This is a genomic window from Pseudoalteromonas sp. S1609 (assembly GCF_005887255.1).
GTDB lineage: Bacteria > Pseudomonadota > Gammaproteobacteria > Enterobacterales > Alteromonadaceae > Pseudoalteromonas.
The window spans coordinates 77,300-102,130 of the sequence record NZ_PNDJ01000017.1 but is presented as its reverse complement, the minus strand read 5'-3'; the positions used below and the strand labels follow the sequence as shown (position 1 = coordinate 102,130).

At 40.6% G+C, this 24,831-nt stretch carries 23 protein-coding genes and 1 other annotated feature; of the genes, 11 read left to right on the top strand and 12 right to left on the bottom strand.

Annotated elements, in window-relative coordinates:
• The first annotated feature begins 156 nt into the window (after positions 1 to 156).
• Complete coding sequence (locus CWB76_RS06470) at positions 157 to 765, top strand: transglycosylase SLT domain-containing protein (protein ID WP_131690740.1); 609 nt, start codon at positions 157 to 159, stop codon at positions 763 to 765.
• A 55-nt stretch (positions 766 to 820) separates the two neighbouring features.
• On the opposite strand, the gene CWB76_RS06465 is transcribed toward CWB76_RS06470, so the two are convergent.
• Both CWB76_RS06465 and CWB76_RS06460 read right to left on the bottom strand, forming a co-directional pair.
• Entirely contained in the window at positions 821 to 2,089 is a 1,269-nt protein-coding gene (locus tag CWB76_RS06465; RefSeq protein ID WP_013464491.1) for an HlyC/CorC family transporter, read from the bottom strand.
• 61 nt (positions 2,090 to 2,150) lie between these two features.
• Positions 2,151 to 2,957 carry a cytochrome C assembly family protein gene (locus tag CWB76_RS06460; RefSeq protein ID WP_138606286.1) on the bottom strand — a complete coding sequence of 269 codons (807 nt, stop codon included), beginning with the start codon at positions 2,955 to 2,957 and terminating at the stop codon, positions 2,151 to 2,153.
• 223 nt (positions 2,958 to 3,180) lie between these two features.
• On the opposite strand from CWB76_RS06460, the gene ffh reads away from it, so the two are divergent.
• The 7 genes from ffh (at position 3,181) to tyrA (ending at position 9,297) form a co-directional block, all read left to right on the top strand.
• Positions 3,181 to 4,560: a signal recognition particle protein gene (gene ffh, locus CWB76_RS06455; RefSeq protein WP_010391303.1), complete on the top strand. Its 1,380-nt coding sequence runs from the start codon at positions 3,181 to 3,183 to the stop codon at positions 4,558 to 4,560.
• A gap of 261 nt (positions 4,561 to 4,821) precedes the next feature.
• Positions 4,822 to 5,070 (top strand): 30S ribosomal protein S16, encoded by a 249-nt coding sequence (gene rpsP, locus CWB76_RS06450; RefSeq protein WP_006792801.1) that lies wholly within the window; start codon positions 4,822 to 4,824, stop codon positions 5,068 to 5,070.
• A 17-nt stretch (positions 5,071 to 5,087) separates the two neighbouring features.
• Positions 5,088 to 5,624 (top strand): ribosome maturation factor RimM, encoded by a 537-nt coding sequence (gene rimM / locus CWB76_RS06445; protein WP_058403461.1) that lies wholly within the window; start codon positions 5,088 to 5,090, stop codon positions 5,622 to 5,624.
• Positions 5,624 to 6,391, top strand: coding sequence for a tRNA (guanosine(37)-N1)-methyltransferase TrmD (gene trmD / locus CWB76_RS06440; protein ID WP_058551019.1), 768 nt, complete (start codon positions 5,624 to 5,626; stop codon positions 6,389 to 6,391). The genes rimM and trmD overlap by 1 nt, the downstream gene beginning before the upstream one ends.
• 33 nt (positions 6,392 to 6,424) lie before the next feature.
• Positions 6,425 to 6,784: a 50S ribosomal protein L19 gene (rplS, locus tag CWB76_RS06435; protein WP_008132530.1), complete on the top strand. Its 360-nt coding sequence runs from the start codon at positions 6,425 to 6,427 to the stop codon at positions 6,782 to 6,784.
• A 161-nt stretch (positions 6,785 to 6,945) separates the two neighbouring features.
• Entirely contained in the window at positions 6,946 to 7,815 is an 870-nt protein-coding gene (locus tag CWB76_RS06430; protein WP_138606284.1) for an MYG1 family protein, read from the top strand.
• Between the two features lie 348 nt (positions 7,816 to 8,163).
• Positions 8,164 to 9,297 carry a bifunctional chorismate mutase/prephenate dehydrogenase gene (gene tyrA / locus CWB76_RS06425; RefSeq protein ID WP_138606282.1) on the top strand — a complete coding sequence of 378 codons (1,134 nt, stop codon included), beginning with the start codon at positions 8,164 to 8,166 and terminating at the stop codon, positions 9,295 to 9,297.
• Positions 9,298 to 9,349: 52 nt separating this feature from the next.
• On the opposite strand, the gene CWB76_RS06420 is transcribed toward tyrA, so the two are convergent.
• Positions 9,350 to 10,507, bottom strand: a complete 1,158-nt coding sequence (locus CWB76_RS06420; RefSeq protein WP_138606281.1) for a chorismate mutase — start codon at positions 10,505 to 10,507, stop codon at positions 9,350 to 9,352.
• 43 nt (positions 10,508 to 10,550) lie between these two features.
• Positions 10,551 to 10,666, bottom strand: a sequence feature (Phe leader region).
• A 195-nt stretch (positions 10,667 to 10,861) separates the two neighbouring features.
• Between CWB76_RS06420 and CWB76_RS06415 the strand changes: the two genes are divergently transcribed.
• The gene (locus CWB76_RS06415; protein WP_138606279.1) at positions 10,862 to 13,864 is read left to right on the top strand and encodes a bifunctional diguanylate cyclase/phosphodiesterase; all 3,003 of its coding nucleotides are present in this window, start codon (positions 10,862 to 10,864) and stop codon (positions 13,862 to 13,864) included.
• 14 nt (positions 13,865 to 13,878) lie between these two features.
• Here CWB76_RS06415 and CWB76_RS06410 read toward each other — a convergent pair whose 3' ends face one another.
• On the bottom strand, positions 13,879 to 14,208 hold the full coding sequence (locus CWB76_RS06410) for an SUI1 family translation initiation factor (RefSeq protein ID WP_008114484.1): 330 nt from the start codon (positions 14,206 to 14,208) through the stop codon (positions 13,879 to 13,881).
• A 248-nt stretch (positions 14,209 to 14,456) separates the two neighbouring features.
• Between CWB76_RS06410 and CWB76_RS06405 the strand changes: the two genes are divergently transcribed.
• Together CWB76_RS06405 and CWB76_RS06400 are read left to right on the top strand one after the other, a co-directional pair.
• A complete protein-coding gene (locus CWB76_RS06405) occupies positions 14,457 to 15,116 on the top strand; it encodes a GAF domain-containing protein (RefSeq protein WP_138606277.1) in 660 nt (219 codons plus the stop codon).
• 78 nt (positions 15,117 to 15,194) lie between these two features.
• Positions 15,195 to 16,385 (top strand): amino acid aminotransferase, encoded by a 1,191-nt coding sequence (locus CWB76_RS06400; protein WP_138606275.1) that lies wholly within the window; start codon positions 15,195 to 15,197, stop codon positions 16,383 to 16,385.
• Positions 16,386 to 16,461: 76 nt separating this feature from the next.
• On the opposite strand, the gene CWB76_RS06395 is transcribed toward CWB76_RS06400, so the two are convergent.
• From CWB76_RS06395 to CWB76_RS06360, 8 genes are read right to left on the bottom strand one after another with little or no spacing between them, the layout of a single operon-like run.
• The gene (locus tag CWB76_RS06395) at positions 16,462 to 17,214 is read right to left on the bottom strand and encodes a DUF3379 family protein (RefSeq protein WP_138606273.1); all 753 of its coding nucleotides are present in this window, start codon (positions 17,212 to 17,214) and stop codon (positions 16,462 to 16,464) included.
• Positions 17,214 to 17,771, bottom strand: a complete 558-nt coding sequence (locus tag CWB76_RS06390; RefSeq protein ID WP_036933611.1) for a sigma-70 family RNA polymerase sigma factor — start codon at positions 17,769 to 17,771, stop codon at positions 17,214 to 17,216. The genes CWB76_RS06395 and CWB76_RS06390 overlap by 1 nt, the downstream gene beginning before the upstream one ends.
• A 53-nt stretch (positions 17,772 to 17,824) precedes the next feature.
• On the bottom strand, positions 17,825 to 19,468 hold the full coding sequence (locus tag CWB76_RS06385; RefSeq protein WP_138606271.1) for a BatD family protein: 1,644 nt from the start codon (positions 19,466 to 19,468) through the stop codon (positions 17,825 to 17,827).
• Positions 19,462 to 21,360: a VWA domain-containing protein gene (locus tag CWB76_RS06380; protein WP_138606269.1), complete on the bottom strand. Its 1,899-nt coding sequence runs from the start codon at positions 21,358 to 21,360 to the stop codon at positions 19,462 to 19,464. Before CWB76_RS06380 ends, CWB76_RS06385 begins: the two co-directional genes overlap by 7 nt.
• Positions 21,360 to 22,343: a vWA domain-containing protein gene (locus tag CWB76_RS06375; RefSeq protein ID WP_055011727.1), complete on the bottom strand. Its 984-nt coding sequence runs from the start codon at positions 22,341 to 22,343 to the stop codon at positions 21,360 to 21,362. The genes CWB76_RS06380 and CWB76_RS06375 overlap by 1 nt, the downstream gene beginning before the upstream one ends.
• Positions 22,336 to 22,770 carry a DUF4381 domain-containing protein gene (locus CWB76_RS06370; RefSeq protein WP_010391338.1) on the bottom strand — a complete coding sequence of 145 codons (435 nt, stop codon included), beginning with the start codon at positions 22,768 to 22,770 and terminating at the stop codon, positions 22,336 to 22,338. The genes CWB76_RS06375 and CWB76_RS06370 overlap by 8 nt, the downstream gene beginning before the upstream one ends.
• Before the next feature lie 3 nt (positions 22,771 to 22,773).
• Complete coding sequence (locus CWB76_RS06365) at positions 22,774 to 23,718, bottom strand: DUF58 domain-containing protein (protein ID WP_138606267.1); 945 nt, start codon at positions 23,716 to 23,718, stop codon at positions 22,774 to 22,776.
• A 3-nt stretch (positions 23,719 to 23,721) separates the two neighbouring features.
• Positions 23,722 to 24,678: an AAA family ATPase gene (locus CWB76_RS06360; protein ID WP_054202134.1), complete on the bottom strand. Its 957-nt coding sequence runs from the start codon at positions 24,676 to 24,678 to the stop codon at positions 23,722 to 23,724.
• Positions 24,679 to 24,831 lie beyond the last annotated feature (153 nt).

Genomic DNA, 24,831 nt, shown 5'->3' with positions numbered 1-24,831 from the left:
CCTTGAAAGGTCAACAGACCCAAGTAAGTCGTAGGCAAAAAAAACGCAGCTCATAGTAGCTGCGTAAATATTCTTTAGGGATGAAACAATGCTGTACTGCTGCATTCATAGATTCAGACCCACGCTTTTTTAAAAAGTTCAGTGAGATCTTAAAAAATGAAAAAAAATATTATTACTTTATCTCTAATGCTTACTTTAGCGGGGTGTGCCACTGCGCCACCTAAGCAACCCGAAGATATTTGTAAAATCTTTGAAGAGAAATCTGACTGGTATTTTGATGCTAAAGACGCGCAAGACAAGTGGGGCTCTCCCAAACACGTATTAATGAGTATGATGTACCAAGAAAGTTCTTTTCGTCATGATGCCGCGCCACCCATGGAATACTTTTTATGGATAATTCCAACCGGCCGCGCAAGTGATGCCTATGGTTATTCTCAAGCTAAAACGCCAACTTGGTCTGATTATATTCGTGAAACAGGTAATAGTGGTGCTGATAGAGATGAATTTGAAGATGCGATCGATTTTATGGCGTGGTTTGTTTATAAAACTCACAAAGTTAATGGTGTTTCTAAATGGGATGCTTACGCACAGTATTTAAATTATCACGAAGGGTGGGGCGGTTATAAGCGAGGCACTTATCGTAAGAAAAAGTGGTTAATGAGCGTTGCCAATAAAGTAAAACATCGTGCAAGCCGTTATGGAGCACAGCTGAGACGCTGTGAGGATGATTTAGACAAAGGTTGGTTAGAGCGTTTATTCTTTTAACTAATCTAAACCCAGATTAATAAAAAAGGAGCCATTTGGCTCCTTTTTTGTTGGTTTATTTTTTACGTTTATTGGGCTGAATTTTAACTTGTTTAATCATGTTTTCTTTGACTTCAAGTACCTCAACCGGATAACCTGCAATACGAATGCTTAAGTTAGCATCAGGGATGTCTTCTAAGTACTCAACAATGAGGCCACTTAGCGTTTTAGGGCCATCTAATGGGAATTCCCAACCCATTTCTTTATTTAAGTCGCGTACGTTAGCACCACCATCAACAATATAAGAGCCATCATTTTGTGTGGTTACTTCTTCACTCGGTGTACGAGTTTGAGTAGTGGTGAAATCGCCCACAACCTCTTCAAGAATATCTTCTAGAGTAACTAAGCCTTGGATATCGCCATATTCATCAACAACAATACCAATTCGTTCTTTTGATAATTGGAACTTCAGTAGTTGGGTGTTAAGCGACGTTCCCTCAGGAATAAAGTAAATTTCACGTACAGCGCGCAGTAGCGAAGGTTTATCGAATTGCTCTTTAGTAAGAAGACGCAATGCATCACGAGAGTGAATAAATCCCACTGCATCATCTATATTGTCGCGATATAAAAGTACGCGAGTATGTTGAGCATGAGTCAGCTGTTTACTAATTATTTTCCAGTCATCGTTGATATCAATCGCCACAATTTCATTGCGGGGTATCATAATATCTTCAACGGTAACCTGTTCTAAATCTAAAATTGAGGTCAGCATACTTTGGTGGCGCGCCGGGATCAAAGCCCCTGATTCATTAAGCACGGTTTTTAATTCTTCTTTACTCATGCTGTGCTCATCTATTTGTGCAGCACTAATACCAAATAAGCGTAATATGCCGTTGGTCATCCAGTTAACAACAACCACAAACGGGAAGAGTATTTTTAACAAACCTTTGAGTATCACAGAGCTGGGAAAAGCGACTCGCTCAGGATAGAGGGCAGCCAGTGTTTTTGGCGTTACTTCAGCGAAAATTAGTACAACAAGTGTTAATGCACCTGTCGCTATCGCAATACCTAAATCGCCATACAAGCGTATACCAATAATGGTAGCTACCTGAGCTGCAGCAATATTAACCAGGTTATTACCAATGAGTATCAGACCTATCAACCTATCTGGTCGACTCAGTAATTTACTAACGCGTTTCGCAGCACGATGGTTCTCTTTAGCGAGGTGTCGCAAACGAATACGGTTGATTGACATGATTCCGGTTTCTGACCCGGAGAAGTAAGCAGAAAAAAGCACCAATAAACCTAATATGATAAACAGGGTACTTGTCGATATGTCGTCCAACGATGGATCCTTTTTTTATAAACCAATGCGTATTAAGCTAGAGTGAGCTTTCAGAGTCAAGTTAAAACTTATTCAGGACCACTTCTTGTATAAAACGGCTACCAAAATAAGCGAGTGTGAGTGTAAAAGCAGCGATCATTATACTTACTACCACTACTTTTCCTCGCCAACCACGTTTTACATGGCCAACCGCAATTGTAGTGAAAATGGCCCAAGCAACTAAGGATAGGATTGTTTTGTGAATAAACTCTTTGGCAAACATGCCATCTAGAAATACAAATCCGGTAATAAGCGCCACACTTAATAATACGGTGCCTAAGTTTAATAACTGGTAAAGTTGGCGCTCTACTACCATTAGCGGCGGTAAGTGACTGTGAACTATCGCTAGGTCTTTTCGTTTTAAGCGCTTATCAATAAAGTAAAACTGTACGCCATACAAAGTTGCAATAATTAAAATGCAGTAGGCTAATAATGACAGTGATATATGCGCAACTAGCGCCAGCTCTACATTAATACTTTGTAATAGAACATGATGAGGGATAAATAAGCTAGAAATTGTTAATAGCGCAGCAAAACCATAAACTACAGGTAGTAGCAAGGTCGCGGGAAACTTCAAAGAAACGGTAGTAACACACAGCACGATAATCCAGCAAGTCAGCAATGCCACATTAACAATGCTTAAATCTTGTCCATCAGCTCTAAATACCGAATTTACTAAAAGCAGCATGTGCGCCAAAATAGCGACAGTACTGAGTATAATAGTAACTTTTTGGCTCGGGCCCTGATGATGAAACAACCGCGAAAGCACGTGAGACGTTGCTAACACATAAAATAAACTGGCAATAATAGTTAAACTAATAATCAGCATTTTGCTTTGGCCACTTAATTGAAGTCAAATAATTCGTGTTCGTTATGTGGCCATTGTATTTTATAGCAAAGCAAATGCATAGACCCTGTAAAAAGAAACTCAATAAGCAGCATTTCAGCACTGTATTGTATGCCACCATTTACGGTATACTATTTCTAATTGAATTTTAATAACATCGACCTTATTAATAGAGTTGATTTCAACGTCTTTTCGGAACCGTTACATGTTTGAGAACCTCCAAGAACGATTAGGTAAAACCCTAAAAAATATTAGTGGCCGTGGCCGCCTAACTGAAGACAACATTAAAGATACACTTCGTGAAGTGCGAATGGCATTTTTAGAAGCCGATGTGGCGTTGCCTGTTGTTCGCGAGTTTGTAAAACAAGTTAAAGAACGCGCAGTGGGTATTGAAGTTACTAAAAGCTTAAGTCCTGGCCAAGTATTTATAAAAATTGTTCGTGAAGAACTTGAAAAGGCCATGGGTGAAGCTAATGAAGAGCTAAGCCTTAACGCGCAACCTCCGGCTGTTGTGATGATGGCGGGTCTTCAAGGTGCTGGTAAAACAACCAGTGTGGGTAAACTGGCTAAGTTTTTAAAAGAGCGCAAGAAAAAATCTGTGCTGGTAGTGAGTGCCGATGTTTACCGTCCTGCGGCAATTAAGCAGTTAGAAACATTAGCGACAGAAGTAGATGTAGAGTTTTTCCCAAGTGACATTTCACAGAAGCCAGTTGATATAGCACAAGCTGCTATTTCTCACGCGAAAAAGAAATTTATTGATGTGGTATTAGTCGATACTGCAGGTCGCTTGCATGTTGATAATGACATGATGGATGAAATCAAAGCGCTTCATGGTGCAATTAACCCAATCGAGACTTTATTCGTTGTTGATGCAATGACAGGTCAAGATGCTGCAAACACTGCAAAAGCATTTGATGAAGCTCTACCGCTTACCGGTGTGATTTTAACTAAAACAGACGGTGATGCCCGTGGTGGTGCTGCGTTATCTATTCGTCATATTACCGGGAAACCTATTAAGTTTATGGGTGTTGGTGAGCGTACTGATGCACTTGAACCTTTCCACCCTGATCGTATCGCCTCACGTATTTTAGGTATGGGTGATGTACTTTCATTAATCGAAGAAGTCGAGATGAAAGTAGATAAAGAGCAGGCAGAAAAAGTAGCGAAAAAAGTATTTAAAGGTGATGGTTTTACACTGGATGATTTTGCTGATCAATTAAAGCAAATGAAAAATATGGGCGGCATGATGTCGATGCTTGATAAACTGCCAGGCATGCAAAACATCCCAGATGCAGTAAAAGGCCAAATGGGTGATAAAACCTTTATTCAAATGGAAGCGATTATTAGCTCTATGACGAAAAAAGAGCGTGCACGCCCTGAAATCATTAAAGGTTCGCGTAAAAAGCGCATTGCAGCTGGGTCGGGTACTCAAGTACAAGAGATCAATAAGCTGCTTAAGCAGTTTACCCAAATGCAAAAAATGATGAAAAAAATGAAAGGTAAAGGTGGCATGCAAAAAATGATGCGTGGCATGAAAGGGATGTTACCACCGGGAATGATGGGTGGCGGTGGCCCGAAATTTTAAGAATTTAAGCTTTAACATCTCCAATACGAGATAAAAAGTAATCAATAAAGAGGCAAAGTGCCTCTTTATTGTTGAATAAACTATGCACAGAATAGCTTGTTCACATACTTTTTCTTCTTGGATCACGGTTTAATCTACTAAACTGCCTTTTTGCATCACTTCTTACTTGCATTGTTGCTAAAAACTCGTACAATTCACCGGCTCCCCATACTGGGGAGTAAATCTTATTAATGAAAACAGTCAATCTATTTAGAGGACGGTATGGTAACTATTCGTTTGCAACGTGGTGGCGCTAAAAAACGCCCTTTCTATCAAATTGTGGTTGCGGATAGCCGTTTCTCGCGTGACGGTCGCTTCATCGAGAAAGTTGGTTTCTTTAACCCAATCGCTTCGGGTCAGGAAGAAAAACTTCGCTTAGATTTATCTCGTGTAGATCACTGGGTAGGTCAGGGCGCAGGTCTTTCAGATCGTGTAGCTAAATTAGTTAAAGACGCTCGTAAAGCGGCTTAATAGGCGTAAGTGTAACCATGAGTCAAGAGAACACCTCATCAATAATTGTCGTAGGAAAGCTCGGCGCCCCTTATGGTATAAAGGGCTGGCTTAAGGTACATTCATTTACTGATGATCCCGCAGGGATCTTCGATTTCAGCCCGTGGTTGATAGGGCAACAAGGTAAATGGCAGTCCTTAGAAGTGGTCGACTGGCGTCGCCACAACAAAGGCTTTATCGCTAAATTTGCGCAAGTAAACGACAGAGACGAAGCAATGGCTTATACCCATGCAGAAATCTCAATGGATGCAACGCAATTACCAGAACTCCCGCAAGGTGAGTTTTATTGGCGAGATCTCATTGGCATGTCGGTTATGACTGATAAAGGTTATAATCTTGGCATTGTTGATGACTTGATGGAGACAGGCTCAAATGACGTACTGGTTGTTAAAGCAAACAGTAAAGATGCATTTGGTCAATCGGAGCGTTTAATTCCTTTTTTAACTGACTCAGTTATAAAAGAGGTTAAATACGACGTGAAAGAAATTACCGTAGACTGGGATCCTGGGTTTTAATGACTCAAACTAGTTCATTATGGGTTGGGGTGATAAGCCTTTTCCCGGACATGTTTGACGCAATTACCCAACAAGGGGTTACTGGTCGCGCAGTAAAAAATGGATTAATCGATTTTAACTGCTGGAACCCACGAGACTACGCTTTAGACAAGCATAGAACCGTAGATGATCGTCCTTACGGGGGCGGACCCGGTATGTTAATGATGGTTAAACCATTAGAAAAAGCCATCCTTGATGCTAAAAAAGCGGCAGGCGATGGTGCTAAAGTAATTTATATGTCCCCACAAGGGCGCAAACTTGATCAGCAAGGAGCTAGCGAATTAGCTAACTCTGAAAAACTGATTTTGATTGCCGGTCGATATGAAGGTGTAGATGAGAGAATAATAGAGTCATACGTTGACGAAGAATGGTCAATTGGTGATTTTATTTTGAGTGGTGGTGAACTACCAGCCATGACACTAATTGATGCAGTAGCGCGATTAGTGCCAGGCGTGTTAGGACACAATCAATCAGCAGAGCAAGACTCATTTTCGGATGGCTTGCTAGATTGTCCTCACTATACACGACCAGAAACATTGGACGACAAACAGGTTCCTGCTGTATTACTCAGTGGTAATCACCAAGCGATAGCAAAATGGCGGCTTAAGCAGTCATTAGGTAGAACTTGGTTACGACGTCCTGACTTGTTGCATAACCTAGCTCTGACTGAGGAGCAAGCGGTATTACTCGCAGAATTTCAGCAAGAGTACCAAAAAGCTTGTGGCTAGAAGACAGTTACACCTAGGAAAGTGAGAAACATAATGGCAAAAGTAAACCAAAATATTATTAAAGCGCTTGAAGAAGAGCAGCTTAAAACAGACGTACCTGCATTTGGCCCTGGTGATACAGTGGTTGTACAGGTAAAAGTAAAAGAAGGTGCTAAAGAGCGTCTACAGGCCTTTGAAGGTGTTGTAATCGCTAAGCGTAATCGTGGTCTTCACTCAGCATTCACAGTTCGTAAAATCTCGAACGGTGAAGGTGTTGAGCGTGTATTCCAAACGCATAGCCCTCTTATCGATAGCGTAACAGTTAAGCGTCGCGGTGCAGTTCGTCGTGCTAAGCTTTACTATCTACGTGAGCGTTCTGGTAAATCTGCACGTATTAGAGAAAAACTTAACTAATACGCGCTGTTTATCAACGCAAAAAAACGGGTTGCAACCTTTGGGTTGCAACCCGTTTTGGTTTTAATGCTATTGCGATTTTTTAGCGCTATATTTAAAAACCAATACACATCTTCAAATCACAATATCTTCTTACTTCTTGCAAAAAATGATGTACAAAAATGAATGATAAAACGATAGTTACACACAACGGCAATTTTCACGCAGATGATGTTTTTAGTATCGCTGCGCTTAAAATTATTTTCCCTTCTTTTACCCTGATCCGCACACGCGATAATGCGATTATTAATGACGCCGATGTGGTTATTGATGTTGGCGGTCAATATGACCCACAAACTGACCGATTTGATCATCATCAGCGTGGCGGTGCTGGCGCTCGTGAAAATGGTATTCCTTTTTCGTCATTTGGCTTGGTGTGGAAAAAATATGGCTTAGCAATATGTGATGATAACCAAGATGTGGCGAATGCGGTGGATGCAGGGCTTGTATCAACTATTGATGCCATTGATTGTGGTCATGTTGAAGGGGTTGCTACAGGCATTAGCTTAAGCCAAACAATTTCTATGTTTAACCCAACATGGGAAGAGGAAAGTGATTTTGATACTGCTTTTGATCAAGCGGTTGAATTTGCACACACTTTACTGATTCGTTTTGTAGCTTCTGCCCGAGGTGGTTTAAATGCTAAAAAGATTGTTGCTCAAGCAATAAAACAAGCTGATGATCCTCGATTAATCGTGTTAGAGCGCTATACTCCGTGGAAAAAAACCGTACATAGTTTATCTGATGAGGCATTATTTGTTGTCTACCCATCTCATTCTGGCAAGTGGATAGTGCAAACGGTGCCTGCAGAATTAGGCTCTTTTGAAGACAGAAAGTCATTACCTTCACCATGGGCAGGATTATCAGATGAAGAATTTCAAGCGGTAACCGGTATCGATGATGCTATGTTTTGTCACAATGGCTTATTTATCGCTGGTGCAGAATCATTCGACAGTGTTATGTCGCTTGCGGCTATGGCATTAGAATACTAGTCCTTTTAATCGCGTGCTGATTATTTGTTAAAAGTGGCTTTTAGCCACTTTTAATATTCCCCTACTTAACTCAAGCTAGCCTATTGCAACTCAATTCAATGTAGTTAGCGCTGAAATAGCTGCTTGAGATAGATTTATTATCTCGTGTTCAGGTTACTTACTGCCTTACCCCACTCCACTCCACTCCACTCCACTCCACCTTGGTCTTAGTTGATAGACAGGTGGCGATCTTTTCCATAATTTGCCTTTTAACCCCCAACGTATCCTGTTAGTATTTATCGTATTGATTAGTTTACTTTTTTGTAATTATTAATTTACGATTTTGCTTTTTTGGGATGGAATGAGAACGTGGCAGAGATAAGTGATTTAGCGCAGCTAAGAACAGACATAGATGAATGCGATGCGCAACTGGTTGCCTTACTTGCAAAACGCAATGGCATTACTCAACAAATAGGCGCAATAAAACAACAAACTGGCGCGCCATTACATGCACCCGATAGAGAAGCCAATTTATTAGCTGCGCGACGCCAAGAGGCTATTAATCAAGGTGTGAATCCTGATTTAGTTGAAGACATTCTCAGACGCATGATGCGTGAAGCTTATCAAAATCAACAAGCCAAATTAGCCTGTGCCGATCCACGATTATCGCCAATTGTTATTGTTGGCGGTGAAGGGGCCATGGGGCAGTTATTTGCAAAACAATTTCAGCGCTCGGGATACGAAGTCAAAATTTTAGATAAAGCGCAGCAATCGCAGGCAGTCGATATTCTAAAAGGTGCAAAACTGGTGATGATCAGTGTACCAATAAATGCCCTTGAAACAGTTGTTAATGCACTACCGAAACTTGATGATGATTGTTTGCTGGTTGATATTACATCAGTTAAACAAGCCCCATTAACGGTACTTAAAAAAGTACATAGCGGGCCTGTTGTTGGCTTACATCCCATGTTTGGCCCTGATATTTCTCATTGGGTGAAACAAACTGTGGTGGTATGCGAAGGGCGCAGTCATGGGGTGGCGCAAGGGTTATTAAAGCAGCTACAAATATGGGGTTGTCAGTTAGTTGAGCTAGATGCTAAAAAGCATGATGAAGCAATGCAAATTATTCAGGTTATGCGCCATTTAACCACCTTTGTGTACGGTCAGTTTTTAGCAAAACAGGGGCATACACTTGCCGAGTTAAGAAGTTGCTCATCACCTATTTATCAATTAGAGCTAATGATGGTTGGCCGTTTATTTGCGCAATCGCCAGAGCTATACACCGATATTATGTTAGCGCAATTTGACAATGTCGAAAGCTTATTAGCGCAGTATCAGTCGCTGTTTTCAGAGACGCTTGAAAAGCTAAAAGCAGGAGATAAGCCCGCATTAATTGATGCTTTTGCAGATGCAAAGTCTTACTTCTCAGATTCAACGGCGCATTTTTTAACCCAAAGCCGTAGTTTATTAAATAAAGCGAATGATGCGAAAGTACTCGATTAAAAAGAATAGCTCCGTGAAAAGAAAAGGGCCGCTAGGCCCTTTTAATATTCGATTAGTTTTCAACACTAACAGCTTGTAAAGACTCACTTTGATAACAACCAAGTACACGAACATATTGAGTGTGCTGTTTAAGCTCTTCTAATGCATGCTTCACTTGGTTATCGATTAAGTTAGCCTCCAAGTCTACATAAAACACTTCTTCCCACGGATTGCCAGGAGTGGGCCGAGACTCTAGTTTCACTAAATTAATATTATGCTGTTTAAAAATCATTAACGCATCGGCAAGCGATCCGGCTTGTTGTTTGGTTGACATAATTAAACTGGTTTTAGTAGGTATTTGAGTTGATACTTGCAGTGGTTTTCGTGCAACAACAATGAAGCGGCTATGATTTTCTTTTTGATTGGCAAGATTCGCCTTGATCACTTCAAGGCCTACATTTTTACCAGCTTGCGCTGAGCCGATAGCTGCACTGTTTGGTGTGTCAAGAGCTGACTTTAATGCACTTGAGGTCGAATCACAGGTTTCATGTTGAAGTTCACCAAGACCCTGTAAAAAACGACTACACTGGGCAAAGGGTTGTGGGTGCGCAAATACCTTAGTTAATTGGCTTATCTCAGTTCCTGGAGCTGCTAATAAGCAATGCTCAACGCTATGAGTAACTTCACCGACAATAGAGACTTGTGCATGCTGCAGCAAATCAAATACTTCATTAATACTACCTGAGCTAGTGTTTTCGATAGGCAGTAAGCCAAAGTCGGCTTGACCTTTTTCTACTTTACCAGTGATTTCTTCAAATGAGGTACAACCAATTTCAACTAATTTACCCGGGCGACGGCTAAAATATTTATGACATGCAAGCTGACTATAAGAGCCTTGACCGCCTAAATACGTTACGCGATGGGTTTCACTGAGTGCGTCAGGGTTTAAATTCTTTTGAAGCATGGCTTGTTGATGCAATACGGAGTCTTCTAATATCGTTTGAAACACGTTGTTAACGTAGTAAGCGTCAAGCCCTAACGATTTGCCATAGCCAATAAGTTTTTCGAGCAAAGCCAGTTCACGGGCCTCATCACGAATGGGTTTATTATTTGCAATTTTATATTCAACTACGCCATGACTAATGCGGCGTCGCTTTGCTAGTAAAACAAGTAAATCGGAGTCGATTTCATTTATATCGTGCCTGAGAGTATCAAGTACATCGTTGCTCATTTGGTTTTCCTCATTCCAAAAATATCACTGATTTTGCAGTGAAAATAAAAAAGCCTCCCAGTTGGGAGGCTTTACTATTCGATTGATTTTATCTCACAAACAGGGAAGCCTCTTCTATATAAAGAAGCTAAAAAAAGAAAAAAAAGTGTGTGAGTAATTTATATTCATACCCTTAATGTATGAAGTGTCACTCCCAATGTCAACAAGCACTTACCTGATGTGGATTTTTTACCTAATATATGTACAAAAGGCGTTGTTTTTTAAAAGTTTATAAATAATTTATAATTCTGATTTAAGTTCTGGTATATTTCTATTACTTACGAAAATAATAATTATAAATAAGGTTGGCTTTTTGTGTATCGACGCCCTCCATCTCGATTTGGCATAAACTCACTCAGTGTAAAGTTATCATTGTTGATCTCTGGCATCTGTTTAGTGGCAGGTATTTGCGCGGCTGCATTAATGCTCAAGTCAGAAGAAAAACAGCTTGTTTTTGAAGAGCATGAGGTATTAAAGCAATCAAATGAATTATTAATAAACCAGTTTAACAACTTGATAGCGACCAAAGTTAAAATAGCAGAGCAAGCTAATATTGTTGTTAGCGAGCAGCTATTTGAGGGCCAACTGTCTTTTAAAAATAATACTACACAGACAATGCAGCTCACCAATGATGGCTCAGTGCGCAGTGCATCAGCGGATGGACTATCAGCCGCGTTTATTCCCCAAGCTGCATACTCTCCTTTTTATAAACAGCTAATTGCTGATTCTGAATCGCTTTGGAAAGTTATTTCACCTACGTTAATTCAAGATTTCTATAATTTTTACCTTATAACTGAAGATAACTTTATTCGTGTTGCACCACCAAACTGGGCACTTAATGCTCCCGGAGATTATACGTTTAATCAAAGTGAAAGCTTTAATTACGCTAAGTCGTTAACCAATCCACAACGTGATCCGCAGTGGTCTAGGGTTTACTACGATAACGTATGGAACAAATGGGTTGTGAGTTTAATTGTCCCTATTTATAACGATGATGAGTTTTTAGGCGTTACAGGCAGCGATATGTCACTCGACTCCTTAATATCGCAATTACCCGTAGGCGGAAAAGAAAAACACCTTGTAGTATTTGATGAGCAAGGGCAATTATTAGCGCACCCAAACTTAGGTTCTGATAGTTATATAAAATACGGTGAGACAGGTAAAAAGCTGCTACCAGAAGACTTTATTTCCCCAGAACTAAAGCGCGTAATTGATAGCGCTGGACAAATACAGTTACCAGAATATGCCGATTCATTTTCACTAAATGATGAAGACTATATTATCAATATTCACAAAGTGGAAGGCGTAAACTGGTATGTGGGTGTATATCAAAAACGTTCCTCAACGTTATCGGCATTGAAAGATTTAAAACTTAAGTTTTTTGGTTTATTTATTCTGTATGCCATTTTAGTTGCTTTACTATTACACCAAGCACTTTACCAATTGGTATTAAGACGCTTACATTCGTTGGTTTATGCAGTTACTAACTTCGGTAAAGGTCATCTAGAAATTGAGTTTCCAAAAGAAAACAAAGATGAAATTGGCACGCTTAATGGCTCATTCAAAGACATGACCATTGAAATACGTAAACTCATTGATGGCTTAAATCAGCGTATAATAGAGAAAGAAATCGCGGAGAAAGCAGCAAACCGCTTATCTAAAGCGGTTGCGTTCTCGGGTACGGGCGTGGTGATCACCGATGAAAATTTTGTCATTGAATACGTTAATCCAAAAATGTTGGAGATGACTGATTTTGTCGAGAATGATTTCTTGCGCCAGCCATTACTGACAATTATTGCCAATGAGATGACCATGTTGGTAGAGGATATTGACATTGATTTGCGTAATCGTAATTACTGGCGAGGAGATACACTTATAGAAGCGCTAAATAAGCCGCCAATATGGGTATCGCTCAGTGTGTCACCTATTCGAGAAGATGGTGGTAAAATCACTAGTTACGTGGCATCAGCACAAGATATTTCGTTTGTGAAAGAAAGTCAGCGAAAAATGGAACAGCTCGCTTATTTTGACACACTAACTGGGCTGGCTAATCGTACATTCTTTAGAATGCAACTTAGAAAGTCGATGGCGCTTGCTGAAAGAGGGCGTTACTCGTTTGCTTTATTTTATTTTGATCTGGATGAGTTTAAGCGTATTAACGATACCTTAGGCCATGATGCGGGCGATCAGCTATTGGTTGAAGTGGCAACACGCTTAAAACAGCGCTTACGAGCGGAAGATACCATAGCCCGTTTAGGCGGGGATGAATTTGCTGTTCTACTTAGTGGTATTGAACATCAAAAAGAAGCATCTGAAGTCGCTGACACTATACAAAAAACCTTAAATCAGCCGATAAAACTTGGCAGCAATGAAGTGATTGTTAGTGCAAGTATTGGTATTACCTTAGCGCCTTTTGATAGCCTAGAAGAAGATCAGTTATTAAAGCATGCCGATTTAGCTATGTATGAAGCAAAAGCCAAAGGGCGTAATACCTTCCATTTTTATAGCCAAGATTTAAATGCAGCAGCTAATGAACGATTATTCCTAGAAAATGAGTTGCGTCATGCGATTAAAGAAAAGCAACTCACGTTACATTACCAGCCACAAGTTGATTGTCGCGATAATAGCGTGGTGGGGTATGAAGCATTACTTCGTTGGTTCCATCCTACGCAAGGGTTTATTCCTCCGACTAAGTTTATTCCGATAGCTGAGGCAACGGGTTTAATTGTGGAGCTCGGTAAATGGGTGCTACAACAAGCGTGTGAGTTTACGAAGCGACTAGAACAACAAGGTAGAGCAAGTAATATGTCGATCAATCTGTCAGCAAGACAGTTTAAAGACGCAAGCTTAGTGCCTATGCTGAAAAAAATAATTATAGAGACGCAGATTAATGCTAAAAGTCTGCATCTTGAATTAACCGAAAGCATGCTGATGGGGAATGTTGAAGCGGCTATTGAGCAGTTACATCAACTTAAAAAGTTGGGTATCTCAATTTCTATTGATGATTTTGGTACGGGTTATTCTTCACTTAGTTACCTTAAGCGTTTCCCTGTCGATATTCTTAAAATTGATCGCTCGTTTGTCAAAGATATACCTGAGGATGATAACGACATGGAGATCACTGCGGCCATTATTGCTATGGCACAAAAGCTGAAGCTTGATGTAGTTGCCGAAGGGGTCGAAACAATCGAGCAAGTTGAGTTTTTACAAAACAATAATTGTTTTATTGTTCAAGGCTATTATTTTAGTAAGCCAGTGGCTGAGGATGATATTCCCGCATTATTTGATCAATTAGCAGCGCTAAAAATTATTAAATAAGCAAGAATTGCGGGTTAACCACCCGCAATTTTTACTTTAAATTTTAATCCTTCTAAAATCGCTTTTAATTTGTCGCGATCATCACCTTGTACTTCAATAACACCTTCTTTTACTGCGCCCCCTTGGCCCATCTTACTTTTTATTGTTTTTGCTAACTTTTTCAAATCATGCTGTTGTGGATCAAGACCAACAACCAGCATTACACCTTTACCTTTTCGGCCTTTGGTTTGACGTTCTATGCGAATTGACCCGTCTTTAAATAGTTTTACATCCAGTTCTTTTTCTGGCTTTGGCTGATCAATTCGCCCTGTTGCTGTTGAATACACTAAGTGACTATCACTCATAATTAACCTACTTAAGATTGAATATAATAATGCGGCAAATAATAACAAATTTGTGAAGCAAAGGCGTAATTTTTGCACCTAAGCTGAACACCTTTTAATGCCCCCAAAGATAAAGCAACCAGTTTAAATACCGCAATTATATCTATGAATAAAAGTGTTTAAAGATTTTAAAAAAGCACTTTAAATTGGCTAGCACTATAAAAACATCCATGCTACTATTTCGGCATTATAGATGTATGGACGTCCAAATGGTTAATTCTTACTTAGAGTATGCTCAACTTAATGTTGAGCCACAGTTAATTCACGCTGAGCTAGAAAAGCTTGAGCAATACCTAAATAAAAATGCTGCACCAGCCGTGCGTTGGGAATATCAAATTCCTGAGCTAGGTGAAGGTGGGGCATGTAGTTTATTTGGTTACCTACAGGATGAGCCGTTTAAACTAAGCGATTATGTCAGCCAAAGTACGCAAACAACTGAAAAATTAGCGCAACTTCAATTGATTGTTGACTACGTCATTGAAAACACAAAGCTTGATTGGTACGGCATTTATCAGAATACCCACACCAATGAAGGGGAGCAGTTATTAAAGCTGGCTTATTTTGGTGCGCCGAGTCGTCCTTTATTTCCGCTTACTGCTGAATTTGCGACTGCCAGCAATAACGTTCAAGTAGCGCTTAGTGGTAAAGGGCGCGTTATTAATAACGTTGAGCAATATTTGGCAGCAGGCGGTGAATATTACACCTGTGATCCGAAAGTAAAAGCAGAAGCCTGTTTACCGCTATTTAATGCACAACATCAGTGTATAGGTATTGTTGATGGTGAAGCCTTCAGCACTGATTTTTTTGATAAAGCGACGCTCGCGTTATTAATTGCGTGCTGCATTAAAATTCCTCACTTTTTAGTGTAAATAACACTAGTCAATCTAGTGAGTTTTTATGTTAAGCTTATCGCAACAGCTAACCCCTAAATAACGAAGAGATAGCCAATGTTCTCAGTATTAAAACCATTACCAACAGACCCTATTCTTGGCCTTATGGCGGCCTACAAGCAAGATACTAACCCAAATAAGATTGACTTAGGGGTTGGTGTATATAAAGACGAGCAGGGGAATACCCCAGTATTAAAGTCAGTAAAAAAAGCAGAAGCATTTCGTTTAGAAAATGAAATGAGCAAATCTTACATTGGTCTTGCTGGTAATTTAGATTACTGTCAACAAATGGAAAATCTTCTACTAGGTGAACACCCTGCATTATTAGCTAACCGCGTACGCACAGCACAAGCTCCTGGCGGTACTGGTGCACTTCGTGTTGCTGCAGAATTCATTGTACGTTGTAATCCAGATGCAACTGTATGGGTAACCAACCCAACGTGGGCAAACCACATTAGCTTATTTGAAGCTGCAGGCTTAACGGTAAAAGAATACCCATACTACGATTACGAAAACAAAGATTTATTGTTTGATGAAATGGTTGAAACACTAACACAGGTGCCTAAGGGCGATGTGGTGTTATTACATGCATGTTGTCACAACCCAAGTGGTATGGATTTAAACGAAACACAATGGAATACTATTGCTGAACTTGCAAAAGATGTGGGTTTTACGCCATTAATTGATATTGCATATCAAGGTTTTGGCTCTTCTTTAGAAGAAGATGCGAATGGTTTACGTATTTTAGCCAATGCGGTTGAAGAGTTGATCATTTGTTCATCATGTTCTAAAAACTTCGGCTTATACCGTGAGCGTATTGGTGCCTGTTCAATCATTGCAAAAGACAGTGCAACAGCTGATATTTCAAACTCGGTGTTATTAAGTGTGGTACGTAGCATTTATTCTATGCCGCCAGCGCACGGTGCAGACATTGTAAACACTATTTTAAGCAGCACAGAATTAACGCAGCTATGGCACAGTGAACTTGATGAAATGCGTAACCGTATTAATGGTTTACGTAGTTTAATTAAAGACAGCCTGGCAGCAAAAGATATTGCTCAGGACTTCTCGTTTATTGACCGCCAACACGGTATGTTCTCTTTCTTAGGTATTAATAAAGAGCAAATCGAGCGCCTACAAAAAGAATACGGTATTTACATTGTCGGTTCTAGCCGTGTTAACGTAGCAGGTATTAGCCAAGCAAATATCAACTACTTTGCTAACGCAGTTGCTGATGTTTGTAAGTAATCAGTAAGAAGCTTTGGCTTTTAAATAATAAAAAAACCGCACACTCGTTGCGGTTTTTTATTGTTTCTATAATGGCTTAAAGCCAGCGAATAGCACCTGAAATACGTTCATTATACATATCAACTGGTGAGCCAAGGCTTGCAATTAGCACGGTATCGGCCTGTTTGCCACGATTTATATGGCCAGCATAGCGAGAGTCATTAAAATCATCAGAGCCAATTTCAAAAATTTGGTTATCGCTTGGCACAATAAACACGGTCATAGGCCCAAAGTCAGACTCAAACACTAAATGTAAGCCTCTCTCACCTTGAAAATCGCAAAAGGTAACGTAAGTGACTTTACCAGGCAAATCACTAATTTGACCGCCAAGTAAAGCCAGCTTTTCATTAACAGCTTGTATGCTAATTGGTTGAGTCTTATTTAATGCATAAATTTCATGGTAAACATGAGCTAGTGCATGCTCACCAGCCGTTTGATTAATGCTTTGCTCTTCGCTAAACATAAACGCACTGACTGCAATCACAAATGAAGCCGCTAAGGCCAAATGTACTCGGTCAAACTTAAACCATGAGCGTGCACTAACCACGTTATCCTTTTGCTCAAGTTCATCTGTTCTGGCTTTTTCTTTTAACGAGGTATTTAAAATAATTCGTTCAGCAAGATTGTCAGGCACAGGGATTTCAAGCGCATTGTCGAGTTGTTTATCGAATGCTTTGCTTTCATTCAAAAATTGTTGTCTGTCGGCACTGCTGTTTGCAAATTCCTGTAGCTCTTTGTCCAGCTCATTTGGCTGCGCAATTGTGCGGCGACGAAACTCAAGTTCATCCATTATTTTGATGCTCCTTTAAGTTGTTCATCATCACGGCTTAATGCCTCTTTAAGTTGATTTTTTGCTCGAAATAAACGTGTCATGACCGTATTTTTATTTAAGTTAAGAATGTCTGCAATTTCATCTCCGGTGCAGCCCATTACCACCTGTAGCAACAGCGGCTCTTTGTATTCATCAGCCAATAAAGAAATTTGTCGCTGGATAACGGTTTGTTCCATTGCTGTATCTAAGCTATGGCTGGTTTGATCCACTAGTGTGTCGTTATCTACATCACTGTAATCAAATTGCTTGCGCTCAAAGCGTCTGGCATTCTCACGCCTTAAAATGGTCAGCAACCATGGCTTAGCTGCTTTTTGGTCGAGTAACGAATCAAGCGAGCGCCATGCACGTAAAAAGGTTTCTTGCACTAAGTCATCCGCAATAGTCGGGTCGTTACATAACCAGTAAGCAAAGCGATAGAGTTCCTTGTGATAAACATGAACCAAGGCTTCGTAGCGTTGTTGTTTTTCAGCCATATTTATTAAGACCCGATCATTCGATTTTTTATTTCCAAACATAAGTACTTTTTAATTAAAATTATTATAGGCCAAAAAAGTAACTAAGATTCTTATTAAGAATATAGCTCTTTTAACGCAGATGATGACTTAGCTGTGTGCGATTGATGTTTTTTTAATAAACTAACAATCGCTTCTAAATCAGTGCCGGCCGATTGGTTACCGTACAACTGTGCTTGTAAATTATTTACCTGCGCAGTGAACTGCGAGTTGTTTATCAGAGCGCATAAATGGGTGAGAGCTCCTACCTTTTTATCTGTTCGAGTTAGCGCGTATAGATTAAGTGCATCGTAAAATGCTTTATTATCACGGCTTTTAGCAAGTATTTGCAGTGTTTTTAATTCTGCTTGCTGATTGCCTCTATGATTTGCTTGCGCCGTTTGTTGCGCTTCTTTAGCTGAGCGTTTTATAAAGTAAAGAACCAGGGTCACAATCCATAATACGTAACCTAATACGGCTACAATAATAAGCCATAGAGGCGTACTAGTATGGCGTTGCACGCTGAGCGCTTGCTGCGTTGGCTCTGCATCCGTGTTGTTTAAATTACTTTCAACGGGAGGGCTCAGCGAGTTTGCTGGTGCTGTGGTGCTTGGTGTTACCGTAATTGTGCGCTCTGGTAAAGTTGCGTAACTAATTCGGTTCATTTTGGTGTTATACCAAGGCAGGGTAATTTCAGGCAATGTATAGGTGCCTGGGGTTTGTGGAAGTAGCGCAAATGAGGCGCTTTGCTGTGATACCACTCGACCATCGCGCACTGCATTATTAGTTTCTTTTTCATCCGGGTAGCTGCGAATACCATCAATAGTAGGCATATCAATTTCGGGTAGTTGCTCTTTAGTCACCCCTAAGGCGGTAAGCATAATAGTGCGTGTTATTGGCGTGCCGGCTTCAACGGTATTATCGTCTGGTTGCCATTGCTCGGTTAGACTTACTAATTCACTGGGTAACCAATCACCTTGATAATTCTCAGGGATGGGTTTGATTTCAATCTGTTGTTCATCGCCAAGTGCCGACACCTCTAGTTGGCGATAGTTTTGTTGAACACGCCCTTGAAAAACCGGTGCTTCAATGGTGTATGCACCACTTTTTTGCGGCTGAATTAAATAATTACGAGTGATCACTAAATAACGTTTACCGTTAACCAGTTCATAATCTTCACTTTGCTTACCTAGCTGGGTGAGTTGAGCATCTTCCATGCTTGGTGTGCTTAAGCTGCCATCAAGTAGCTCTTTAGCTAAGTAAAGTTTAATGGTGTAAACGCCAGCCTCTTGCACAAATAGGCTGTTATTTGTAAGCGAGCTTTTTAAAAATATATCATCATTTTTGCCCGCATCGCTGCTTCGCTCTTTAACCGACAAGTTTATCGGTTGAGAGCTGAGCCCTGCAACACTAAAAGAAGGAATTGTGTATTCGCCGGCTTTGCGAGTCATTAACTTAACAGACCACGATGTTTGTTTTTTAATGCTGCCGTTAATAATGTTGGTGCGGCTACTTAAGCTCATAGGGCCGACTACGAAATCCTTTAACAGCGCTGAAGTATCGGGTTGTTGCCCTTTGATTGAATCATCAACGCTAATATTGAGCATAAAAAACTCACCCGCCAGTACCGGGTTTTTATCAACGCTTGCCTCTAATGAAGTGGCGGCCATTAATGGCATGGCAGTTAATAGCAATAAACAGCACAATAATCGCATTACCATGATTTTTCTACTCCTGTTGGACGGCGTTGATATTGTCTTTTTTGGGCTTCTAATTGCATTTTGTTTCTTAATAAAATAGCGGGATCGTCGGGCACTTTTCTTAGTAACTGATTTAGTTGCTGTGCTTTCTCTTTTTCTTCATTAGTAAGTTCAGCCGCCTGCGCCTGCATAGCTTGTTGTTGTGCTTGCTGCTTTTGCTCATCAGATGGCGGTTGCTCATTCATTTGATTGGGTTGACTCTGTTGCTCGTCTTGCTGAGGCTTACTATCGTCGTCTTTGTTCTCGTCTTGCTGGTTTTGTGATTGAGCTTGCATGTCAGGCTGATTTTGCTCATCTGACTGCTCGCCAGATTGGCTTTGTTGATCTTTTGATTGCTCCGAGGGTTCACTCGATTGCTGCTCTTCACTGTTTTGGCTGTCATCTTCGCTTTTATCTGCGTTATTTTTATCGCCATTTTTTTGCTGATCTTGTTTTGATTTATCTGCACCATCTTGACTTTGCTCATCTTGATTTTGCGAATCATTTCCTTGTTGGTTTTCCTGGTCTTGCTGTTGCTTAAGTAACTGCTCAACTAACGCTTGGTTATCGGCTGCTTGGGTAAAATCAGACTGTAGTGATTGCGCTTGTTTGTAAGCCTTTATAGCAGCCTCTAATTGTCCGGCTTTAGCCAGTGTATTACCGTAATTGTAATAACCAGTGGCTGATTTATCTTGACTAAATTCGTTCAGAGCGCTTTCAAACTGACCTTGCTGATACAATGCAGCGCCTTTGAGAGCGCTGGACTTCGCTTGCGCTGCTTGTTGATACTCTTGGTTGTTGTAAGCTTCTAATGCACGCTGATCGGTATTTTTAAATAGTGTTGGTAACTCTACTGCATGAGCATTTTGCTGAGGTATAAAGCTTAGCAATAGCACCGCACCAATAAACGCAGAGCGTCTAAATAAGTATAGAGCTAAGGGCAGTAAAATAAGCAAGCCATAAATGCCAGCATCGATTCGCCACAAGGCTAAATTGGGTTTTTCACTTTTTAGTATTTCACTGTTTGCTTGCGGTGAAAAAATGGCAATATCACTATTGCTTGGTTGATAATTAGCGTACTGGCCGCCACTATTTTTTGCTAGTCCTTTAAGTAAAGAACCATTGAGTGTGGGCACTACAATTTGGCCGTAACTATCTTTTAAAAATCCGCCTTCAGGTAACTTTATTGGTGCACCTTGCTCAGTGCCAATACCGTAAATATTTAGTCGATACTGGCTACTGTTAGTAAAACCACTTATATCGCTTTGCTGTTGTTGTTCAATACCATCGGTGATCAAAATAATATCACCATCTAGGTAGCCTGCTTGAGTGAGCAGCTCTTGTGCCATGTCTAAACCTGCCAGCACGTTTGAGCCTTTATCAGGCATAATTTCAGGGCTTAAGCTAGGAATAAGGTTGGCGAGGGTGGTTGCATCATTGGTCAGTGGAGAAATGGTATAGGCAGTGCCTGCGTAGGCTACTAATGCAGTATCACCTTCTTTAAATAACTCAATCATATCGAGGGCTTTAAAGCGAGATTGCATTAATCTATTAGGAGCAATGTCGGTGCTATACATAGAGTACGACATATCCATTACAATAACGCGGGCACTTTTGCTTTGAAATACAGGGACTTGTTTTTCCTCAAAACTTGGGCCTGCACTAAATACAATGGCTAAACTGCAAAATAACGCAACTAGCCACAGCGGCTGACGAGCCTGATTATTTGATTCACTCATAACAAATTGTGCTAAATGTGGCGCAATAAGTGGCGCCGATTGGGCTTTTTTCTCTTTAAGCATGGCAATAAAAAACAGCCCTAGCGCAGGGAGTAGCAGCCATAAAATAGCGGGGCGAATAAACTCAAAATCCATTAGCTTGGCTCCTTCAATGCACGTACTGTTTTTAAAAATGCCATTGCACTTATTAACAGAATGGCCAGTAATAACGGATAATAAAACAAGGCTGTTTGCGGGCGAAAGGTTTGCTCATCGGCACTAATTGGCTCGAGTTTATCAAGCTCTGCATAGATTTGTTGCAGCCCAGCGACATCTTTGGCTCTAAAGTACAGACCTCCGGTTTGCTCGGCAATATTTTTCAGTAAGCTCTCATCTAAATTACTTCCTCCAGAGCCCATATTAAATAAACTAAAACCACGTGGGTTATCAGAGCCGACTCCGATGGTGTACACTTTTATGCCTTCTTCACGAGCCAGTAATAGGGCATCTTCGGGGTCAAGGTTTCCTGCGGTGTTTTGTCCATCTGTTAGTAACACCACAATGCGATTACTTTCTTTTTTACTAGCAAAGCGTTTAACCGATAAACCTAAAGCGTCACCAATAGCCGTGGCACGTCCTACTAAACCTATTTGTGCTTCAGTAAGCATTTTGCTGACGGTTTTTACATCACGGGTGAGAGGTGTTTGCAAAAACGCGGTATCACCAAACAATATTAACCCAAGTCTGTCGCCTTGACGCTGCTCTATAAAATCGCTAAGCACTGCTTTAACCATAGTTAAACGGTCAACATATTGGCCATTATAAGCCATGTCTTGTTCTGTCATTGATCCCGATAAATCCACAGCGAGCATAATGTCGCGACCTTCATTAGGCAGCGATATAGGCTCATCTAACCAAGTAGGGTTAGCCGATGCTGTTACTAATAATGCCCATAGCAACCATTCAAGAGTGTTTAACTTACGTGCACTGGGCTCTACATGTTGATTATTTAAATTATGCGATGCAAAACTTGGGATGCGTAAACGTGTCGTTGCATTACTTGCTGCGGGTTTTAATAGCAGTAACGTTAAAGGAAGCGGCAGTAATAAAAACAGCCATGGCCAGCTAAATTCAAACATGCAGTGGCTCCTTTAGCTTAAATTGTTTAATAGCTTGGCGAAACTTATCACTGAGTGCCGGTGGTGTTTGTGCTGTGCTATATAGGCTTGAAATTTCATCTTCATTAAAACCAATTGCAGCAAGTTGACTTAGGGTTTTACACCAGTTAGCTGTGGATTGCGCTGCTAAGCGTGGATCGTAATAGGTGATCACTAAACGCTTTAAAATAATATGCAATTGCTGCGCTGATTGTTGTTGATTAGCTAATTTAATCGCATTACGTTTTGGTTTTTTAAATTGATAGTTTTTGTACATAATTATAATTAAGCCACACACTAAGCACAGTGCAATGCTAATAACTACCCACCAAGCAGGGGCTAATGGCCACCAGTCAACGTGAGAGGGAGCAATAATATCGTGAAGGCCATCAAGTGGAGAGGTTTGCATGATTTATCTTCTCACTAATTGCAGTTCCAGCGCAGTGGCTGCATCGAATGATAATAGGTTAAGCCCAGATTTTGTTAAACGATTAATACGCGCGCTAAATGCTTGCTCGGCATTTTTGGCAAATCGTTCTCTAAAACTGTTATCCATCAAAGGGAGGGCAAACTGCTGATTATTAGCACTTACCGTAACCGCTTGTTGGAAAGCAGGTAACTTATGCTCGAAGGGGTCGCTAATATGGCAGCCTATTAACTCACAGTGCCGCGCAAGTAATTCGAGTTGTTTAAAGCTGGCGTCATCTAAGGCGTTAAAATCGGATACGATATAAACCAAACTACCGGGTTTAGCTAAGTGATTTAAACGCTTAAGGTTGTCACTAAAGTTATTACTGGCAGGTTTATCAATATTTTCAAGTGCCTGCTGATGGGCGTCGCATAAATTATGACACAGCTTTAACACGGCCTTTTCACGGGCACTAGGTTTAAGCTCTAAATGCGAGTGCTGATTAAACACAACACCGCCAATTCTATCGCCACGTTGGCAAGCAGACCACGCAACCAAGGCACTAATATGTGCAGCTTGCACCGACTTTAATAATAATTGAGAGCCAAATAACATGGAGTTTGAAAAGTCAGTAAATACAAATACCGGGCGTTCTTTTTCTTCTTGAAAAAGTTTGGTGTGGGTTTCACCGGTACGAGCCGTGACCCGCCAATCAATAGAGCGTATGTCATCACCGTGTTGGTAATGGCGCACTTCGGCAAACTCCATGCCACGGCCTTTATGCGGCGCTAGATATTGCCCCGCTAAGGTATTTTTTATTCTAACTTTAGGTGCGAGCTCAAGCAGTTGCGCTTTTGCTTTATAATACATCAGCTCTTTAAGCGATAAATTAACACCATGGCTATGACTTAATTTAAGCCATGCCTGAGAATCAAAGTATGTTTGCATAACTTAAGGTACAGCAACTAGTTCAACAATACGGCTAATAACCTGATCTTTTGTAATACCATCGGCCTGTGCTTCGTAACTTAAAATAATACGATGGCGTAATACATTATGTACCACAGCTTGAATATCGTCAGGCGATACAAAATCACGACCACTTAACCACGCATGAGCTCTGGCACATTTATCCAAAGCAATGGTGGCACGTGGGCTGGCGCCGTACTCAATCCAGCGGCCAAGTTGCTCATCTAAGTTTGCGCCTTCTCGAGTAGCAATAATCAACTGAACTAAGTATTGCTCTAGTGGCTCTGCTAAATACAGACCCAAAATCGCTTTTCTAGCGGCAAACAACTCTGCTTGCGAAATTTGCTCAAGCACTGGAACTTCATCATTAAGTGCTTCACCACGGGTTAGGCGTAAAATATCAAGTTCGTGCTCAGCCCCTGGATAATTAATACTTAAATGTAATAAAAAGCGGTCTAATTGCGCTTCAGGCAGTGGGTAGGTCCCTTCTTGCTCAAGTGGATTTTGCGTTGCCATCACTAAAAACAGGTCACTAAGTGGGTACGTATTTTTGCCCACAGTAACTTGGCGCTCAGCCATTGCCTCTAGTAGAGCTGATTGTACTTTCGCTGGTGCTCGGTTTATTTCATCCGCTAAAATGAGGTTATGAAATAAAGGGCCTTTTTCAAACACAAACTCACTGGTTTGTTGACGATAAATATCAGTACCGGTTACATCGGCTGGTAACAAGTCTGGGGTAAACTGAACACGCTGAAACGAGCCTTCAATACCTTTTGCTAAAGCATTAACCGCTCGCGTTTTTGCAAGCCCCGGAGGGCCTTCAACAAGTAAATGACCATCGGCTAATATAGCAATTAAGAGTGCTTGAGTGAGCGCTGGCTGGCCAATAATTTGGGTGTCTAAATACGTTTTTAAGTTTGAAAATGCGTTAGCTGCCATAATAAGTGGACTGTCCTCGTCAGCTTAAATAATACCTAAAGTGGTTAGGTAACAAATACTGAGCTAGTTATAAGGTTTATAAGTGGATAACTCAAGAGTTAGACTGATTTTTTGAAAATAGTTCGTTATTTTTTAACGCTTTTTAGCCTAACA

Bases quoted from the DNA above. Each gene is read 5' to 3' on its own strand.
- CWB76_RS06470 (WP_131690740.1), top strand. From the start codon at position 157: ATGAAAAAAAATATTATTACTTTATCTCTAATGCTTACTTTAGCGGGG.
- CWB76_RS06460 (WP_138606286.1), bottom strand. From the start codon at position 2,957: ATGCTGATTATTAGTTTAACTATTATTGCCAGTTTATTTTATGTGTTA.
- ffh (WP_010391303.1), top strand. From the start codon at position 3,181: ATGTTTGAGAACCTCCAAGAACGATTAGGTAAAACCCTAAAAAATATT.
- rpsP (WP_006792801.1), top strand. From the start codon at position 4,822: ATGGTAACTATTCGTTTGCAACGTGGTGGCGCTAAAAAACGCCCTTTC.
- rimM (WP_058403461.1), top strand. From the start codon at position 5,088: ATGAGTCAAGAGAACACCTCATCAATAATTGTCGTAGGAAAGCTCGGC.
- trmD (WP_058551019.1), top strand. From the start codon at position 5,624: ATGACTCAAACTAGTTCATTATGGGTTGGGGTGATAAGCCTTTTCCCG.
- rplS (WP_008132530.1), top strand. From the start codon at position 6,425: ATGGCAAAAGTAAACCAAAATATTATTAAAGCGCTTGAAGAAGAGCAG.
- CWB76_RS06430 (WP_138606284.1), top strand. From the start codon at position 6,946: ATGAATGATAAAACGATAGTTACACACAACGGCAATTTTCACGCAGAT.
- CWB76_RS06420 (WP_138606281.1), bottom strand. From the start codon at position 10,507: ATGAGCAACGATGTACTTGATACTCTCAGGCACGATATAAATGAAATC.
- CWB76_RS06410 (WP_008114484.1), bottom strand. From the start codon at position 14,208: ATGAGTGATAGTCACTTAGTGTATTCAACAGCAACAGGGCGAATTGAT.
- CWB76_RS06405 (WP_138606277.1), top strand. From the start codon at position 14,457: ATGGTTAATTCTTACTTAGAGTATGCTCAACTTAATGTTGAGCCACAG.
- CWB76_RS06400 (WP_138606275.1), top strand. From the start codon at position 15,195: ATGTTCTCAGTATTAAAACCATTACCAACAGACCCTATTCTTGGCCTT.
- CWB76_RS06395 (WP_138606273.1), bottom strand. From the start codon at position 17,214: ATGGATGAACTTGAGTTTCGTCGCCGCACAATTGCGCAGCCAAATGAG.
- CWB76_RS06390 (WP_036933611.1), bottom strand. From the start codon at position 17,771: ATGTTTGGAAATAAAAAATCGAATGATCGGGTCTTAATAAATATGGCT.
- CWB76_RS06385 (WP_138606271.1), bottom strand. From the start codon at position 19,468: ATGGTAATGCGATTATTGTGCTGTTTATTGCTATTAACTGCCATGCCA.
- CWB76_RS06380 (WP_138606269.1), bottom strand. From the start codon at position 21,360: ATGGATTTTGAGTTTATTCGCCCCGCTATTTTATGGCTGCTACTCCCT.
- CWB76_RS06375 (WP_055011727.1), bottom strand. From the start codon at position 22,343: ATGTTTGAATTTAGCTGGCCATGGCTGTTTTTATTACTGCCGCTTCCT.
- CWB76_RS06370 (WP_010391338.1), bottom strand. From the start codon at position 22,770: ATGCAAACCTCTCCACTTGATGGCCTTCACGATATTATTGCTCCCTCT.
- CWB76_RS06365 (WP_138606267.1), bottom strand. From the start codon at position 23,718: ATGCAAACATACTTTGATTCTCAGGCATGGCTTAAATTAAGTCATAGC.
- CWB76_RS06360 (WP_054202134.1), bottom strand. From the start codon at position 24,678: ATGGCAGCTAACGCATTTTCAAACTTAAAAACGTATTTAGACACCCAA.